General features: G+C 44.1%; 16 protein-coding genes. 5 read left to right on the top strand and 11 right to left on the bottom strand.

Translation table 11 applies throughout. The annotated features are described in order from the left end of the window. Nucleotides 1–95: 95 nt before the first annotated feature. The 5 genes from MASE_RS11100 to MASE_RS11080 all read left to right on the top strand — a co-directional run bounded on the left by MASE_RS11100 (nucleotide 96) and on the right by MASE_RS11080 (nucleotide 5805). Nucleotides 96–1754, top strand: coding sequence for an alanine/glycine:cation symporter family protein (locus tag MASE_RS11100; RefSeq protein ID WP_014949838.1), 1659 nt, complete (start codon nucleotides 96–98; stop codon nucleotides 1752–1754). Between the two features lie 266 nt (nucleotides 1755–2020). After that, nucleotides 2021–2347 carry a zinc ribbon domain-containing protein gene (locus MASE_RS11095; protein ID WP_014949837.1) on the top strand — a complete coding sequence of 109 codons (327 nt, stop codon included), beginning with the start codon at nucleotides 2021–2023 and terminating at the stop codon, nucleotides 2345–2347. Continuing rightward, nucleotides 2348–2641, top strand: a complete 294-nt coding sequence (locus MASE_RS11090; protein WP_014949836.1) for a YeaC family protein — start codon at nucleotides 2348–2350, stop codon at nucleotides 2639–2641. Continuing rightward, nucleotides 2631–5573, top strand: coding sequence for a DUF349 domain-containing protein (locus tag MASE_RS11085; protein ID WP_014949835.1), 2943 nt, complete (start codon nucleotides 2631–2633; stop codon nucleotides 5571–5573). Before MASE_RS11090 ends, MASE_RS11085 begins: the two co-directional genes overlap by 11 nt. Before the next feature lie 13 nt (nucleotides 5574–5586). After that, nucleotides 5587–5805 carry a hypothetical protein gene (locus tag MASE_RS11080; RefSeq protein ID WP_014949834.1) on the top strand — a complete coding sequence of 73 codons (219 nt, stop codon included), beginning with the start codon at nucleotides 5587–5589 and terminating at the stop codon, nucleotides 5803–5805. Between the two features lie 83 nt (nucleotides 5806–5888). Here MASE_RS11080 and MASE_RS11075 read toward each other — a convergent pair whose 3' ends face one another. The 11 genes from MASE_RS11075 to MASE_RS11020 form a co-directional block, all read right to left on the bottom strand. Next, nucleotides 5889–6083 carry a hypothetical protein gene (locus MASE_RS11075; protein ID WP_014949833.1) on the bottom strand — a complete coding sequence of 65 codons (195 nt, stop codon included), beginning with the start codon at nucleotides 6081–6083 and terminating at the stop codon, nucleotides 5889–5891. Nucleotides 6084–6121: 38 nt separating this feature from the next. Further along, nucleotides 6122–6298: a DUF1328 domain-containing protein gene (locus tag MASE_RS19930; protein ID WP_014949832.1), complete on the bottom strand. Its 177-nt coding sequence runs from the start codon at nucleotides 6296–6298 to the stop codon at nucleotides 6122–6124. Between the two features lie 246 nt (nucleotides 6299–6544). Next, complete coding sequence (locus tag MASE_RS11065) at nucleotides 6545–7240, bottom strand: DUF2490 domain-containing protein (RefSeq protein ID WP_014949831.1); 696 nt, start codon at nucleotides 7238–7240, stop codon at nucleotides 6545–6547. 116 nt (nucleotides 7241–7356) lie between these two features. Then, a complete protein-coding gene (locus MASE_RS11060) occupies nucleotides 7357–8001 on the bottom strand; it encodes a hypothetical protein (RefSeq protein WP_014949830.1) in 645 nt (214 codons plus the stop codon). A 516-nt stretch (nucleotides 8002–8517) separates the two neighbouring features. Next, complete coding sequence (locus MASE_RS11050) at nucleotides 8518–9096, bottom strand: CC0125/CC1285 family lipoprotein (protein ID WP_014949828.1); 579 nt, start codon at nucleotides 9094–9096, stop codon at nucleotides 8518–8520. 24 nt (nucleotides 9097–9120) lie between these two features. Next, nucleotides 9121–9378 (bottom strand): hypothetical protein, encoded by a 258-nt coding sequence (locus MASE_RS11045; protein WP_014949827.1) that lies wholly within the window; start codon nucleotides 9376–9378, stop codon nucleotides 9121–9123. A gap of 52 nt (nucleotides 9379–9430) precedes the next feature. Further along, complete coding sequence (locus MASE_RS11040) at nucleotides 9431–9988, bottom strand: hypothetical protein (protein WP_014949826.1); 558 nt, start codon at nucleotides 9986–9988, stop codon at nucleotides 9431–9433. 4 nt (nucleotides 9989–9992) lie between these two features. Continuing rightward, nucleotides 9993–10322: a hypothetical protein gene (locus tag MASE_RS11035; protein ID WP_014949825.1), complete on the bottom strand. Its 330-nt coding sequence runs from the start codon at nucleotides 10320–10322 to the stop codon at nucleotides 9993–9995. 230 nt (nucleotides 10323–10552) lie between these two features. Next, nucleotides 10553–12637, bottom strand: coding sequence for a response regulator (locus MASE_RS11030; RefSeq protein ID WP_014949824.1), 2085 nt, complete (start codon nucleotides 12635–12637; stop codon nucleotides 10553–10555). An 88-nt stretch (nucleotides 12638–12725) separates the two neighbouring features. Beyond that, nucleotides 12726–13178 carry a response regulator gene (locus tag MASE_RS11025; protein WP_014949823.1) on the bottom strand — a complete coding sequence of 151 codons (453 nt, stop codon included), beginning with the start codon at nucleotides 13176–13178 and terminating at the stop codon, nucleotides 12726–12728. Continuing rightward, nucleotides 13168–14682 (bottom strand): sensor histidine kinase, encoded by a 1515-nt coding sequence (locus MASE_RS11020; protein WP_014949822.1) that lies wholly within the window; start codon nucleotides 14680–14682, stop codon nucleotides 13168–13170. The genes MASE_RS11025 and MASE_RS11020 overlap by 11 nt, the downstream gene beginning before the upstream one ends. Nucleotide 14683 lies beyond the last annotated feature (1 nt).

The raw sequence follows: 14683 nt of genomic DNA, 5'->3' as shown, positions 1-14683 counted from the left end.
AGCGAAAGCTTCCGCAAAAAAGGCCTCGACAAAAAGAGGCCTTTTAATTATTAAAATAAAACAACAATTAAACATAATAAAAAAGGGGAATAACGTTGGAAGGGTTATATGGTTTTCTAACTATGCTCGATGGATTCTTAGGAGGCGCGTTCTGGTTTCCTTATGTACTGTTAGGCGTAGGTCTTTTCTTTACGGTTTATCTTAAATTTCCGCAAATTCGTTTCTTTAAACATGCCTGGCAGGTTGTTACCGGTAAGTTTGATAAAGAAAGCGATCCAGGCGACACCACGCACTTTCGCGCACTTACAACCGCACTGTCTGGTACCGTAGGTACAGGTAACATCTCAGGTGTTGCATTCGCTATTTTCCTTGGTGGCCCCGCTGCACTATTTTGGATGTGGGTAACCGCCTTTTTAGGTATGACTACAAAATTCGTTGAAGTTACTCTGTCGCACAAATATCGCGTAAAGACAGAAGACGGCACCATGGCCGGTGGCCCTATGTATTACATGGACCGTCGCCTAAACATGAAGTGGTTAGCGGTTGCATTTGCTGTTGCAACGGTAGTCAGCTCATTTGGTACCGGAAACCTTCCTCAAAGTAATGGTATCGCGCAAAGTATCGAAGCAACATTTGGCTTCGAGCCTTGGATGGTAGGTAGTGTACTGGGTATTCTTCTAGCCTTGGTTATTCTTGGTGGTATCCAACGCATTGCCGCGTTTACAGCGCGTGTTGTTCCAGTTATGGCTGTTATTTACCTCATCGGTGCGCTAGCGGTTATTTTCGCTAATCTTGACAACATAGGGCCTTCGTTTGCCGCAGTTATCGGTGATGCGTTTACTGGTTCAGCTGCCGCAGGTGGTTTCTTGGGAGCTTCGTTAGCTTATGCGTTTAACCGTGGGGTTAACCGAGGCTTGTTTTCAAACGAAGCGGGTCAAGGCTCTGCACCTATCGCTCACGCAGCAGCAAAAACGAAAGAGCCTGCTTCAGAAGGTATGGTGTCACTGCTTGAACCCTTTATCGACACTATTCTAATTTGTACCGTAACGGGTTTGGTTATTCTGTCGTCGGGCGTGTGGAAAGAAAAACACGAAAACGTCTTCGATCGTTCAGACATGTACTTTGTTGCAGGTCAATACGACGACTCGAATCAGGATGACGTAAACAAACTATATGGTTACTTGAATGAAATTGAAGGTAACAATGTACAGCCTTATACTGGTTCAATTACCGTTGTTAACGGCACGGCTGTAAGCGATGGTTTTACACTGCTTAACGCTAGGTCTGTAGCAGAAGACGTGAAGTATGCAGTAGGTAGTGAAGACTTGTTTACTGGCACGCTTAAGATTGTTGACGGAAAGCCGGTTAAAGAGAACCTTGAAGTAAGCGGTAAGTCACTGGTTCACTCGGCAGCGCTCACCACCATTGCCTTTACTCGCGGTTTCTTTGGCGATTTCGGTCAATATATCGTGTCAATTGGGCTTATGCTGTTTGCGTTCTCAACCGCCATCGCTTGGTCATATTATGGTGATCGCGCTATGACATATTTGTTCGGTCCTCGTTCCGTAATGCCGTATCGCGTCATCTACGTCGCCGGTTTCGTTTGGGCTGCATTCTCTGACACCACATTAGTTTGGGCACTTTCAGCTGTGGCTATCGTGGTAATGACCTTGCCAAACTTGTTCGGCATCATGTTGCTTTGCAAAGAGATGAAAGAAACGGTTAACGACTACTGGTCTCGACATAAGAAATAAGGTGAGTATTGCCTAAAGCATCGCCCCCTTTTGAGTTTCACTGAAGGGAAATGCAACTTGGCTATCAGGTAAAAATGCGTAGCGGTGAACTTTGTATAAAAGTTAACACCCTGCGCATTTTTGTTTTATGGCGATAAGGTTAATCCACAGAATCGACTTCATTGTTGTGATGAACTTAAGTATGATACCCATCCGCGTATAAATGCGTCTACGCTCAATAGCGAGTTGCGCATTTCCATTTCGCACCCAATAAACAGGAGCAACATATGGCATTAGTTGACTGTCCTTCGTGTAACAAAAAAACGTCTGACAAAGCGAAGACGTGTCCTCACTGTGACTTTAAAATCGGTGATGCGACCTCTGAAGATATAGAGCGCAAACAAAGCTTACAAAGATTTAAAAAGTTAGCCAGTATCCAGAACCAATCCCTTCTTGCTATGCTGATATTCGTTGCGAGTTTTGGCTTCATGTATTGGGGCGGAACACGCCCAGGTGATTTGCAACATAATTTAGCTATTTTGGGCGCAGTGGTTGGCTTTGTTTGGTACTTAGTAAACCGCGCGCGTATTGTTTACATAAAGCGTTTTTCCTAAATGAATATAGAAGCACTTTTAGCCAGCATGACGCCGGAGATTTACGAGCGTCTGCGTCAGGCTGTTGAAACAGGTAAGTGGCCAGATGGCACGCCTTTAAACGAAGAGCAAAAAGCAAGCAGCATGCAGGCTGTTATGCTGTATCAAGCAAAAATAGAAAAGTCCTCTGAGCATATGACAGTAGGTGAAAGCGGCGAAATCGTACATAAAAGTAAAGCCGACTTTAAGCGCTCGTTACGCGATGAGCAGGATGATAATAATACAATAGCGCGGTTTAAACAGGATGATATTTAGTCGTATATTTGCGCCTTCACACCAAAGCCCAAAGCCTGAAAAACGGATGCAGGCAATCGAGAGTCTCTCTCCCGAAAAGGCACAGGAAAAAACAATTCTTCACGAACTGGCATTTAATGACGAAGATGCAAATGTCAGTTTAGCAGCACTCGAAAAGCTTAATAGCTTTGTGCTGTGGCTTAAAATGTCACAAATTGCCAAGCAGTCTCGCGTTAAAAAAGCGGCAGAGAAAAAGGTAAACGCCGCTTTGTTAGGCGAGGGGGATGTCACACTCTCCCGCCAAGAGATATTCTCTTTTTTAACTGAAACAGCCAACGCCGATTTGGTAGTGCAGTTAGTACCACAAATGTTGAAGAAAGAGCCTATGCTCTTACAAGATGATGCGCTAGCTAGCGCGCTAATCGAAAAAGTAGCGAAGCCATCTTTCACCCAGTTTGTTTTTTTAGAAGGCGCAAGTCCCCAACTGCAGACTCAACTAGTCAACGCACATTCAGACGTATCAGATCTGCAAAAGCTTGCTAAGAAAGTGTCAGATGATGCCCTTGTTACGAAAATTAATGCGCGGATAGATGCTATCAAAGAGGCTGCAAAGCGCCCAGTGGAGCTTAAAAAGCAGCTCACTCTGGGACTTTCAAAATATCAGGCTTTACTCGACAAATCAGATGTAGAAACCATTGATGAAAAGCGCAACGAACTTGAGAGCGAATTGACAGGGCTATTTGCTCAAATTGATTTACTCACTTCAGAAGAACGCGCTGATTATGAAGAAAAGCGCGCGCGTATTGGTGAGCAGCTCGAGCGATATTTAAGCCGTATACGCCCGGCATGGGAAGAGAAGCAACAAGCGTCGCAACGTGCCAATACCAAAGCATTGTGCGAACAGCAGCTTACTCATGCCAAGGAGCAGGTAGCTTGGTTGTACAATAACAGGCTTTGTGAAGCGACGCTTGCTGATGTTGCTACGGTTAATGAAAGCGTGCGCGGTGTTGAAGCAACGCTCGAACAGCTAGCGCGTCTCGATGATGAATCTGCAACTGATAAGCGAATTACACAGATTAAGCACTCTGTCGACGAACTAAACGAGCAGCTTGATCGCTTCTCTATGCAGCAGCAATACGGCCAAAAGCTACTGATAAAACTTCAGTCGCTCGAAGACATTGCCGCTAAGATCGTTTCGGCAAGCGATAGCGAGTCGGGTAAAGATACCCGTGATGTGAGCGTTGAAGAAGCTAGCGCATCGACTGAGAATTTGAGTCAGGTAAATGGTGGCGACGCATTACAAAGCAGTAGTGTAGTGGCTCTTAAAGCGGAGTTTGACGAAGCACGTCAAGCGTATAAAGCGCTTAGTCGCGAAATCGATGCCATTCCTAAGGCGTTGTCTAAACGTTTCAACGCAGCGACAAGCAGTGTAAATGCCAAAGAGCGTGCTCAAAAATCCAAAGAAAATGAGCAAGTAAAACACATTAGAAAGCACATTAGCGTTATCGATAACTTAATTGCTCAGGGTAAATTCCGCGTTGCTATTTCAAAATTTGCAAAGCTTCAGGAAAGTTATGCTGCGCTTCCTGGTTCAGCGAAAAAGTATGTAGAGAAACGTTTTGAAAAAACCGCTGGTGATGTGTCGCGCTTAGAAGGATGGCAGGATTACCTTGCTGCGCCGCGCAAACCCGCTCTTGTAGAAGAAGCAAAAGCGTTAGCCAGCGCTGACGCAGAAAATATTAAGCAAAGAAGTGAGGCCATTAAGTATCTGCGTAAGCAATGGTTATCACTAACACCGTCATCGTCAACGAGTGAAGAAAGTAGTGATGACGCGTTGTTACAGCAGCAATTCGATGATGCACTTGAAAAGGCCTTCGAGCCTTGTAGAGCGCATTACGCGAAGTTAGATGCACAGCGGGCTGCTGCGCGTGAACAGCGTATGTCGATTATCGCTACCGTTAAGGCAATGGACATTAACATGCCGGAAGCCGAGTTAGTGAAAGTTTTCGATAGAGTGTCTAAACAGTGGCACGCTGCAGGTCAGGTTGAACGTGAAATTTATGAACAGCTGAAGCAAGAATGGAAGGCGGTATCATCGCCCATTCAGGCTAAAGTAAATCAATGGCAAAGCGACAACCAAGCCCAAAAGCGTGCGTTAGTCACCCAAGCTTGTCAACTTGCTACGGAAGAAGATGTCGCTGGCGCTGCCGACAAGGCTCAGCAATTGCAAAGCCAATGGAAGCAAGTAGGCCATGCAGGTAAACGTGAAGAGAGTAAGTTGTGGGCAGAATTTAAGGCTGCCAATGACACCGTATTTGAACGTTTAAAAGCCGAGCGGAAAGTACAGAATAATGCATTTAACGCGTTAGTAGATTCGCTACTCAAGCAAGTGGAAGCTGTTGACATCAACAGCGATGATGCAACGTTCAGTCAATCAATAAGCGACGTTCGCGCTCAGTTAACCGACTTGCCTAAAGCGCAACGTACGAAAGTAGATAAAAAGATTGATTCACTTGAAAGTAAGCGCGCGGCGCAAGCGAAAAATGCACAATCTCAAGCCCGATTGGCGCGAGCTCAGGCTCTGATTTCTTTACTACAGCTAAGTGTAGGTGAGGGAAGTGGTGACGAGCAAGCTCTAGCGGAAACGTTAGGGAAGCGTTGGGCAAGCGTATTGGGTCAGTCTACTGGAAATAAAAAAACTCAGCACGATAGACGATGGTTAACGGTAGCATTAGAAGTCGCAACAGGTATGCCAAGCCCAGATGCAGACGCATCTATACGCTCTAGCGTACAGCTACAGATGATGACATCTAAGTTGGAACAAGGCGAAGCGGCAACAGCTCCCGACATTCTTGCTGACTGGTTATCATACGACTCGATAAGCGAAGAAGATAACCATTTGCTGCAACGAGTTGTTTCAGTTATTGATACTCATCCTGAAATTGTTGCTTAAACGGAAAGCCTAAATGGAAAACAGTGTTGAGTTTCAATTTGAAACAGAAATGTCTGCCTATCGCTTTTTGAATACCGTGAAGCATATTGACGCAGAAGGGTTAAGAGTGAAGTTCGGGCGTACGGATCATCACGTGAGTGTAAAATACCGTTACGGCGTAGGTGAATTTGATTCGACGCTATCTACACTAGACGATCTTGCTCGTGAGTTAGGTGGTGAAGAAGTGTCTTAACTAACCAGTTAGGTCAAACCACGTCGACTGTAAACACAAAAAGGGCCAGACAATTGTCTGGCCCTTTTTTGATAAAAACGTGATTAACAGTCTTTATCTTCAGCGTCTACGCCTTCTTTCACATCTTCACAAGCGTCTTCAACGGCATTACCTGCATCGGTAACAATTTCGTCTAGCTCTTCACCTGCGTCTTCCGCTTCACCGTCACCGCAAGCTGCTAGTGATAGTGCAAATGCTGATGCTACTAGTACCTTTGATAAGTTTTTAAATGAAAACATATCCTTACTCCTTTTTCCTATTAAAATACTTCTAACTCTTAGGCTCTTGGTGCTCTACCACGTAACGCATTTGCGATAAGTGAGATTACGAGCAACGCGATAAACACAAAGAAAAGAAACTGTGCGATACCTGTTGCTGCACCTGCGATGCCTCCAAAACCAAAAACTGCTGCAATAATGGCGATGATAAAAAATGTGATTGCCCAACCTAACATAACTAAATCCTCGTATTGCTTCCGTTACTTTCACTTTAACTAATGCTATCTTTATGCCTATTTTTTAAGTTATTGAAATATATTGATATAATTTAATTTTTCTCTGGTTGTTAGGCCATATCTGCAGGCAATTAACGTCACGATTACACGTACGAATGCATTTTTTACATGATTGAGTAAGGCCCTAGCCACCCAACTTTACTCTAAGTGTGTTAAGGGCCTTTGGTTGAGGTTATTCTTTGATTCTTACCAGCTTCCGAAGAACGTGAGAGCAAGGTTGTGGTTTGTTATGGCGTCTGAATTGGCGCCTGGCGACGCAATATGATTATGTAAGTATCCCATCTCAACGCGCCATTTCTTGTTGAGGTGATAGGCCGGTCCCACGTAAAGTCTATTTTGATCAAACCCGCTATTTTGGCCCCAGTCTGTGTCGTTCAAACCCAAAAATACCTCGTCCCACACGACCATTGACCATTGCTCATTTAAAGGTTTCGACCACCGTATAAATTGTCTAAACCTATAGCCTGTATCATCGCCTTCATCGCTCCTGAATCGCTGCTCCAAACGACTTCTACCTGAAATGGTACCGCCCATAAATTTGCTTAATGAATACGTAGCTTGCTGCCACACCCTGTCTTCTTCAATTGAACCGTTGTCTGAGTCTATCGTTACTCTTGCAACACCCAGCCACAAGGTCGTATCGCTTGATAGTTTGTAGCCGACACCGGGACGAACGATAGAAACGCCTAGGCGAGATGCGTCGTCTTTAAAGCGTAAATGACCGTCAAACCAAAATTGCCATTTACCTTTATCATCGGCATCTCCAGTGAGTGCGAGGGCGTTCCAAGATTGAAAATCTGACTCGGCGTGTGACTTAACGCCGGCTGTCATCGCCATTACAAGTAGTAAGACGCAACGCGTCATAATTCGTTTTGCGCACATAGTTTTTCTCGTTGAAAATAAAAAAGAGGCAAAGCGAAAGGGAAGGGACGCCTTGCCTGCAAAGGGAGAGTGTTTCGCCCCTCACACTTCCTAAGAATGGAGGGGCAATGGCCTATTTAGTTACCGTTTGGGTTGTAAGGTAACGAAGATTGGTGAGCAACAATACGCAGGTCGCCGTCACTATCTTTGACATAGGCAAACGTGTATTCCACCTTCGTTTCGCCACCTTTTGTATCGGTAAAGAAGTAGTTGCCCATCGCCACGGCCATGCGACAGCTGTTGTTGATAATACCCACATTATCGAATTTCACATTTGTGTATGGCTTTATAGCAAAGCCTTTGTCCTCTTCGTAAGCGTCATTACCGCCAACAAAGTATGAAAGCGCAGCATCGAAGCTTGAACGGAACTGGTCGTTAGCTGCAAGCGTTGGTTTAAACAGTACGCTGCTTAAATCGTAACCATACATAGCTTGGATGAAATCTGCGGCTTCGCCAGAGTAATCACCATCATTGCTAAATACTGCACCAATTCGCACTATGCCGTCGCCCCACATCTTTTGTGCCGTTACCACTTCTCGCTCAGTAATACATTCGTCGGAATAAAGTAATGCGTTGTCGAGTGCTTTAGCTTTTAACGCCGGAACATTCGAACTAGCTGAATGCTCCATCTGCGGTTTTGCCACTGCACTGCAACCAGTCACCAACATTACTGTAGCTGCTACAAGAGTAGTTTTTGTCATTAACGTGCTTAGCTTTCTCATCGCCTGACTCCTTAGTCATTTGCAAAATAAATATGTGCTATTACCTGATTCAATTGCTTAGAGCAGTACCGCTACAACGTTGTTGCTAGAGGTTTATAAATCTGCTCTGCAGTTCATGGGTTTAATGATAGCTAGCTATGATGACGGAGACTTTTGTACAACATTAATAGAAGATTAACGGGCCATTAAAAATCCAGGAAGCACTTCAGGAGAATGGATAACAGCTATAAATTAGAAAAAAGAGCTGTGATAGCAGCAGTGTCATCGACTTTTTCAAGAAGAAACGAATATGACACCGGTCAAGTTTGTAGAAAAGTGAAGAATGCAGTTAGCCAGTGGTCTGTTAGCCACAACAGAAAAGTAATAAAGACTAGTGCACAGGTTGTTGGCTTTAATACACATTACGGTTTTGCTCATGTGTTTGAGCGATGCTTTTCAATAATTGCAACTAGGGCCTGAAAAGCATTTCTATTAAAACTGATGTTTTAGAGCATAAGTGAGCGGCAAAACGCTCAGCTAGTTGCCATTTTTTGGCTCAAGAGGCTCTGATAGTACCTCTAAGACAGTAAAAGCATTTTTACCTAGACGGGTTTTATCATTCGCCATCATTACATTAATAGTAAAGTAGATGTCGTTAATTTGAGTTTTCACAACGTCGTTTGAGCTTGGGACGGCCATAGGCTGTGCCACTTCATCGCAGCCTGACATAGTGCACTGCCTGTCTGTTTGAAATGCCACGGGCTCTTCCTTGTTCGCCATAACTTCTCGCGCAACAACTGGCTTTTTATCCACGTTGGTTTTAACAATAGCTAAATAGGTAAAGCCTTGCTTTTCAGCAATTTCCGCTGCTCTGTAAAGGGCATATTGCTGTACTTTATCAGCAGGAGTTTTGTCTGTTGCCTTAAAAAGAACCTTGTATTCGTTCTCAGAAATTTTTTCGCTCGAATAGCCGTAGGCAGCTTTGGAACTCGCTGACTTATAAGGGGTAGGGGCTGCTACAGGGGTCGATGAACAACCTACTATTGCAAGGCTAAACGCCACACCAACACAGGCAAGCGTCAAACGACTTTTCTTCATATTTTTTTTGTTGTTCATCTCACATATTCCTTAATACTGTGATCATTGAAATAACGACAATAGCGCAGTCCTACTTATTGCCATTAGGGCTTGATTGCGTTTTGCTTTGGGTTTTGCATCTACCGCACCCTTGTATGCGCCAAGGGTTGCGATGCCAAGCAACGTTTCAGGCTTTCCCATCATCAGTTTACATTGCCTCTTTGCTTGTGTAAGTGCAACATCTGCATGATGTTTTTGCGAAAAATAAGCATGCTCTTTCTGTGCTATATCTTTCATATTCGATTTTAAAAAAATGTTCATCGCTTTTCCTCACTATTGGCGGTGGCTTTTTACGCAATGGTAAGCATTTTCACTATCCGAAAACCCGTCGCCACGTTTGTATGAGTCTGCTAAAGCTCAGGTAATTGAATGCATTTTGTGCAAGCTTAAATAAACAAAAGGCCGCAATGCTGTTGAACACCAACAACAGGAGTGGAACTACCACATAGCTAACGCCCACACTATGAAGTATAGCGCCAATGGCGATGTTTAAAATGAGCCAACATACAGTGCCCACTGCAAATGCCGCTAGACATGCAAAGACTGTAACAAAGAAACTCTTTTTAATGAGCATCAATTCACTGTTAGTGAGCTCTAGAAATGCCAAACCCTGCGCTTTTCGCTGGGTCAATGCTTCGGAGAATGCCGAGAAGATATCCGAAAACGATGGGTCGGGGTAATTCTGTTGCGTTGACTTGTTCTGTTGTGTTGACTTGTATTGTGCAGAGTGTTCAGAGGTTGCTGATGCAGCGTTAGCATTGTCACCGTTGCTCGTAACATTAGGATTCGCCTGCGCCGCGGGCGGCGTCAGGCGAAAAGGATTTTCTGTGCACAAATTGAAATTTGCTCTTCGAAAATCTGGTACAGTCATCGTATTACTTCTTACGTAAAAGTGACGTCACTAACATTCCTGCTGCGAAAGCGATACCCGCTGTCGCTACTGGGTTCTCAATGGCATATCTACGTACTTTCGACGCCTGCCATTTTTGCTGTGCCAGACGCTTTCTCGCTGACATGTTCTCTGCAGACGATGTCGCAGTGCGACGAATGTTTTCCTCTGCAATGCCTGCACTGTCTGCTAACTTGTCTACTGACGCATGAAGAGAATCTTTCAGTTGATCCGTTACTGGGTGACTCGGCTCAGCCACGCCGTTTGTACCGTTACGTTTAACTGTTTGCGATTTAGCTGAAGCTTGTGTAGCCATAATACTCTCCTTAATATTTTGGGTTCACATAGATAGCTGCAACTGGTATACCAAACTATTATCTTACTGTTTTATATAGCTTAATTTTATTTTTCTATTGTTGCGTGAGGTACTTATGTGCAAGTCTCACACACTGTTGTGTCTTACGTCTGTAATATTTTCTTGGTCTTGATGATGCGCTGCTCAACCTCCGACATTCGGTACAGGTTGGCAGCGATAAAATTAACTTTTCAGCCCACTACCGAGGCTAAATCGTCTTTGGTGACAGGTTTGAGCAATGCACTGTTGATCCCTATGGTTGTCATCGCTTCGGAGTCCGCTTCGTGACCGCTTACAATAGTAAGAATGGCATCTGGTAGCTTTTGCTTGAGCTCACTCGCTAAGTCGTAACCGTTATAATCGGGAAGGGTAAGGTCCATAAGAATGTGATCGAAACTTTGATTTTCTGCAGCCTGTAATGCTTCAGCACCGCTGTACTGAGTAGTGACCGTATGACCTAAGTGGGAAAGAAACAATTGCAGTAACTCCGCCGCATCCTCATCGTCTTCAATCACAAGTATGTGCTTATTGGCAGGCTGATCTGAATTACCATTTGAATCAGTAGACTGGATTTTCTGCTCTGCTTGCCCAGGGTTTGCAAGCCCTCGATAAGCGGTCTCTTCCTCTGGAGCATACGGCTTGTTCATTGGCATGTCTGCAACTTGGGCTTCCACGTTGGTAAATGTTACGTGATTACCTGGCGGAAGGTATTGCGAAAGCAAGTTAGCCAGTGCAAACCGGTCAATGGGCTTTCCAATTACGTCGTTAAACCCTTCGCGAATTAACGATTCTCTTAAGCCTTTGCGGCTTGCTGCTGTCACGGCAATCACTGGGATATCCTGCCCATGTCGTCTAATCGCATGTAGGGCTTCTATGCCATTCATCACTGGCATATGAATATCCATTAAAACGAGATCGAAGGGCTGGTTGTGTTCATCCGCCTGCAAAACGGCTTCTAGTGCTTTTACGCCATTTTCAGCGTAGCTAATGTCAGCTTGAGATTGACTCACAAGGTGGCCAGTTAGGCGTCGAATTTCTCGCAAGTCATCAACAATTAATACGCGTCCAGTTACGTTTAAATTGATGCTACTAGACTCGACAGGTTGAATTTGGCCTAATTCAAGATCTACACGAGGCTGCTCGCAAACATCGCCAGGGTTTATATCAAATGTAAACGTGCTGCCTTCTCCCAAACGAGACTTAACATCAATGTCGCCGCCCAATTTAGTGACAAGCTCTTTACAAATGGCAAGTCCCAGTCCTGCTCCGCCATGATTGGCACGCATCACATCTTCTATTTGTTCGAAAGGCTGAAAAATATTGATGAGCTTATCAGGCGGCATGCCGATACCTGTATCATCTACAGAAAACCGCAGCAGTGTTTGACTCGAATCGTTTTCAGACGGCTCGTCGAGAGAGATGGTAAGCGTGATACTGCCCTTATCAGTAAATTTCACGGCATTCGAAATAAGGTTCAATAATACCTGACGCAGGCGGGTAGGATCTGTGTGTATAAACTCTGGTATTTTTGTTTTTGAAACAACGTTAAGGCTTAGTCCTTTGTCTTTGGCATTTAAACGCATTAATGAGTGAATATCCGTCAAAAACGCGCTTAAGTTCACTTCTTTAATGTTGAGTTCAAGTTTCTCTGCCATTATCCGCGACATGTCTAGCAAATCATTGAGTAGGCTTAACAGGTGCTTGCCATTAGAGTGAATAATAGATAACTCTTGTTGAAAAGGGCTGTTTCTCGCATCGTCTAAAAGCAGTTCGGTGTAGCCAAGAATAGAGGTGAGGGGGGTGCGCAGTTCATGCCCTAAATGCGCAAGGAACTTATCTTTGGCCTTGTTCTTTTGCTCTACTTTGTTTCGCTCAATTCGCTCGTTCTCGATGTCACGGCGAACCATGGCGTATCTAATCGTGCGCATAAACCGCGGTGATTCAATTTCAGATTTTTGTAAATAGTCTGCGGCACCTGCTCGCATGACCATTTCATCCACCGTAGCATCCGACTGTCCGGTAAGTATCACCACGGGTAAATTGAATTGGTTAGATTTTAAAACACCCAGTACATCAATCGCGTTCTCAGCACCCAGTAAGTAATCTAACAAACACAGGTCGAAACTTTGTGTCTTTAGTACCTCTACTGCGTCTAAGCTATTCGTCACCCACGTCAACTCAAACGTAGGTGACTCGCACTGTGCTAGATAGTCAGAGGTTAAGAAGTAATCATCTTCATCATCCTCTACCAATAAAATTTTTATTACCTCTGACATCTAGTACCTCGTTTACCGATGCGGTATTTTTGAAATTTTATTGAGTAACATGTTTGGGTTGTCAAAAATTCAACTAACCCTTATTTGTTTACTCGTGTGGTAATTCTACGAACTCTATCCAGTAACGTCCGAGCGCGCGCATTAGTTCAACCAATCCTTCAAAGTTCACTGGTTTTGTAATGTAAGATGCGCAACCTAGATCATAACCGCGAAGCATATCTTCCTCTTCTTTAGAGGTGGTGAGAATTACCACTGGGATACTGCGAAGCTTGGGGTCGTTTTTCAGTTCTTGCAGCGCCTCTCTACCGTCTTTTCTTGGCATATTTAAATCCAGTAAAATAAGACTAGGTCGCGGTGCCGATGCAGGATCTGTATATTTACCTTCATGTCGAAGAAACTCTAATAATTCAACGCCATCTTCAACACAAAACAGATTGTTTAGAACGCGGCTCTCTTTGAGCGCGTCAACCGTAAGTAGGCGGTCGTCTTCGTCATCGTCCGCCATAAGTATATTGATAGGCTGAGTTTGTTTACGCGTCATTGTGTGCTTCTCCATTATTGTTGCTAGAACCAAACGGTTCACTATTTTTGGGTATTATTATCGAGAACGTTGCCCCTTTTCCGGGAGAACTAACTGCGGTTATTTGACCGTTGTGCCGTTCTACAATACGACGACAAACGGCAAGCCCAATCCCCGTACCTTTGTATTCACTTCTACCGTGAAGGCGTTGGAAAGGGGCAAATATTTTTTCAGCAAACGATTGCTCGAACCCTATACCGTTGTCTGATACGGTGATTTTTGTCCAGTCATATTCTTCAGCAAGCAGAATGTCTTTCGTTTCTTCTTCCGTCGCGTCCCTTGCAGATATCGTTACTTCTGGCCTCACGCCCTCGCTCTGAAATTTCAGTGCGTTAGACACTAAGTTTAAAAACAGCTGCTCTAATTGCGATTTGTCACCGCGAATAGTCGGCATATCGCTAACATGTATTTGCGCAGACTTTTCATCGATAGCGATTTCCAAATCGCCCATGATGCTATCCACTACGGTGTCTAGATTAACGTCGTCAAACTCTTTACCTCGTGTGGAAACGCGAGAAAAGGCGAGAAGGTCTGAAATAAGCATGGACATCCGCTCTGCTGCATTGAGCATGCGCGCAAGATAATCTTTGCCTCGTTCGTCTATCACGTCGTTGTAGCCCGATTCTAAGCGGTTACCAAATGCCCGAATTTTTCTTAATGGTTCTTGAAGATCGTGTGACGCCACAAAGGCAAAATCTTCCAACTCTCTATTACTTCGTGCTAATTCGTCTGAATAAACACTTAACTCTTGCGTTCTATCTGCTATCCGAGATTCTAGATCTTCGTTAACAGACTCTAGATCAGCTTGGTATTTCTCATGCTCACGGGAATTTATTTTGAGCAATAAAAATACCGTAATAATCAGTAGCAGAGTCGTTGCAGAGGAAATGATCAGCGTATTAACGGAGTCCCTTCTTAGGCTCATTAAGTTGGCTAAATGCGTGCCTTGCATATCTCGTTCTGAACCGTCGATTTCTCTAAATAAGGTTTCAAACTGTTTGTAGAGTTTTATACCCTTATCGCTATTCACTAAAATGACAGCTTGTTGCTCTTTCCCTTCTTTATACAGCTCAACTACTTCAATGACTTCATTGATTTTTGCTTTGGTTAAAGACAAAAGTTCTTCGATGCGGATGGACTGGTCGTTAATATCTGAAGAGAAGGAGCTTACTTCTACCTCATCCATTAATTCGCCGATTACGCTTAACGTTTCGGTGTAGTCGGTAAGATATTCTTCATCGCCAGTTAGCATATAGCCGCGCTGACCAGACTCCACGCGAAGTACAGCAACGTGAAGGCGGTTAACTGCATTGATAACACGGTTCGTAGTGAACAGCCGCGCTTCCAGAGCAGAAAGGTCATTCAATGTACTAACTACGTAAAATGAATTAGCAGTTATTACAATAATGACCAGAACAACTAAAATTATCCAACTGTATAGTGAAGACAATACTTTAGTAATCATT

The sequence above is a fragment of the Alteromonas macleodii ATCC 27126 genome (genome assembly GCF_000172635.2).
Taxonomy (GTDB): Bacteria; Pseudomonadota; Gammaproteobacteria; order Enterobacterales; family Alteromonadaceae; genus Alteromonas; species Alteromonas macleodii.
This window is presented reverse-complemented; position numbering and strand designations above follow the sequence as displayed.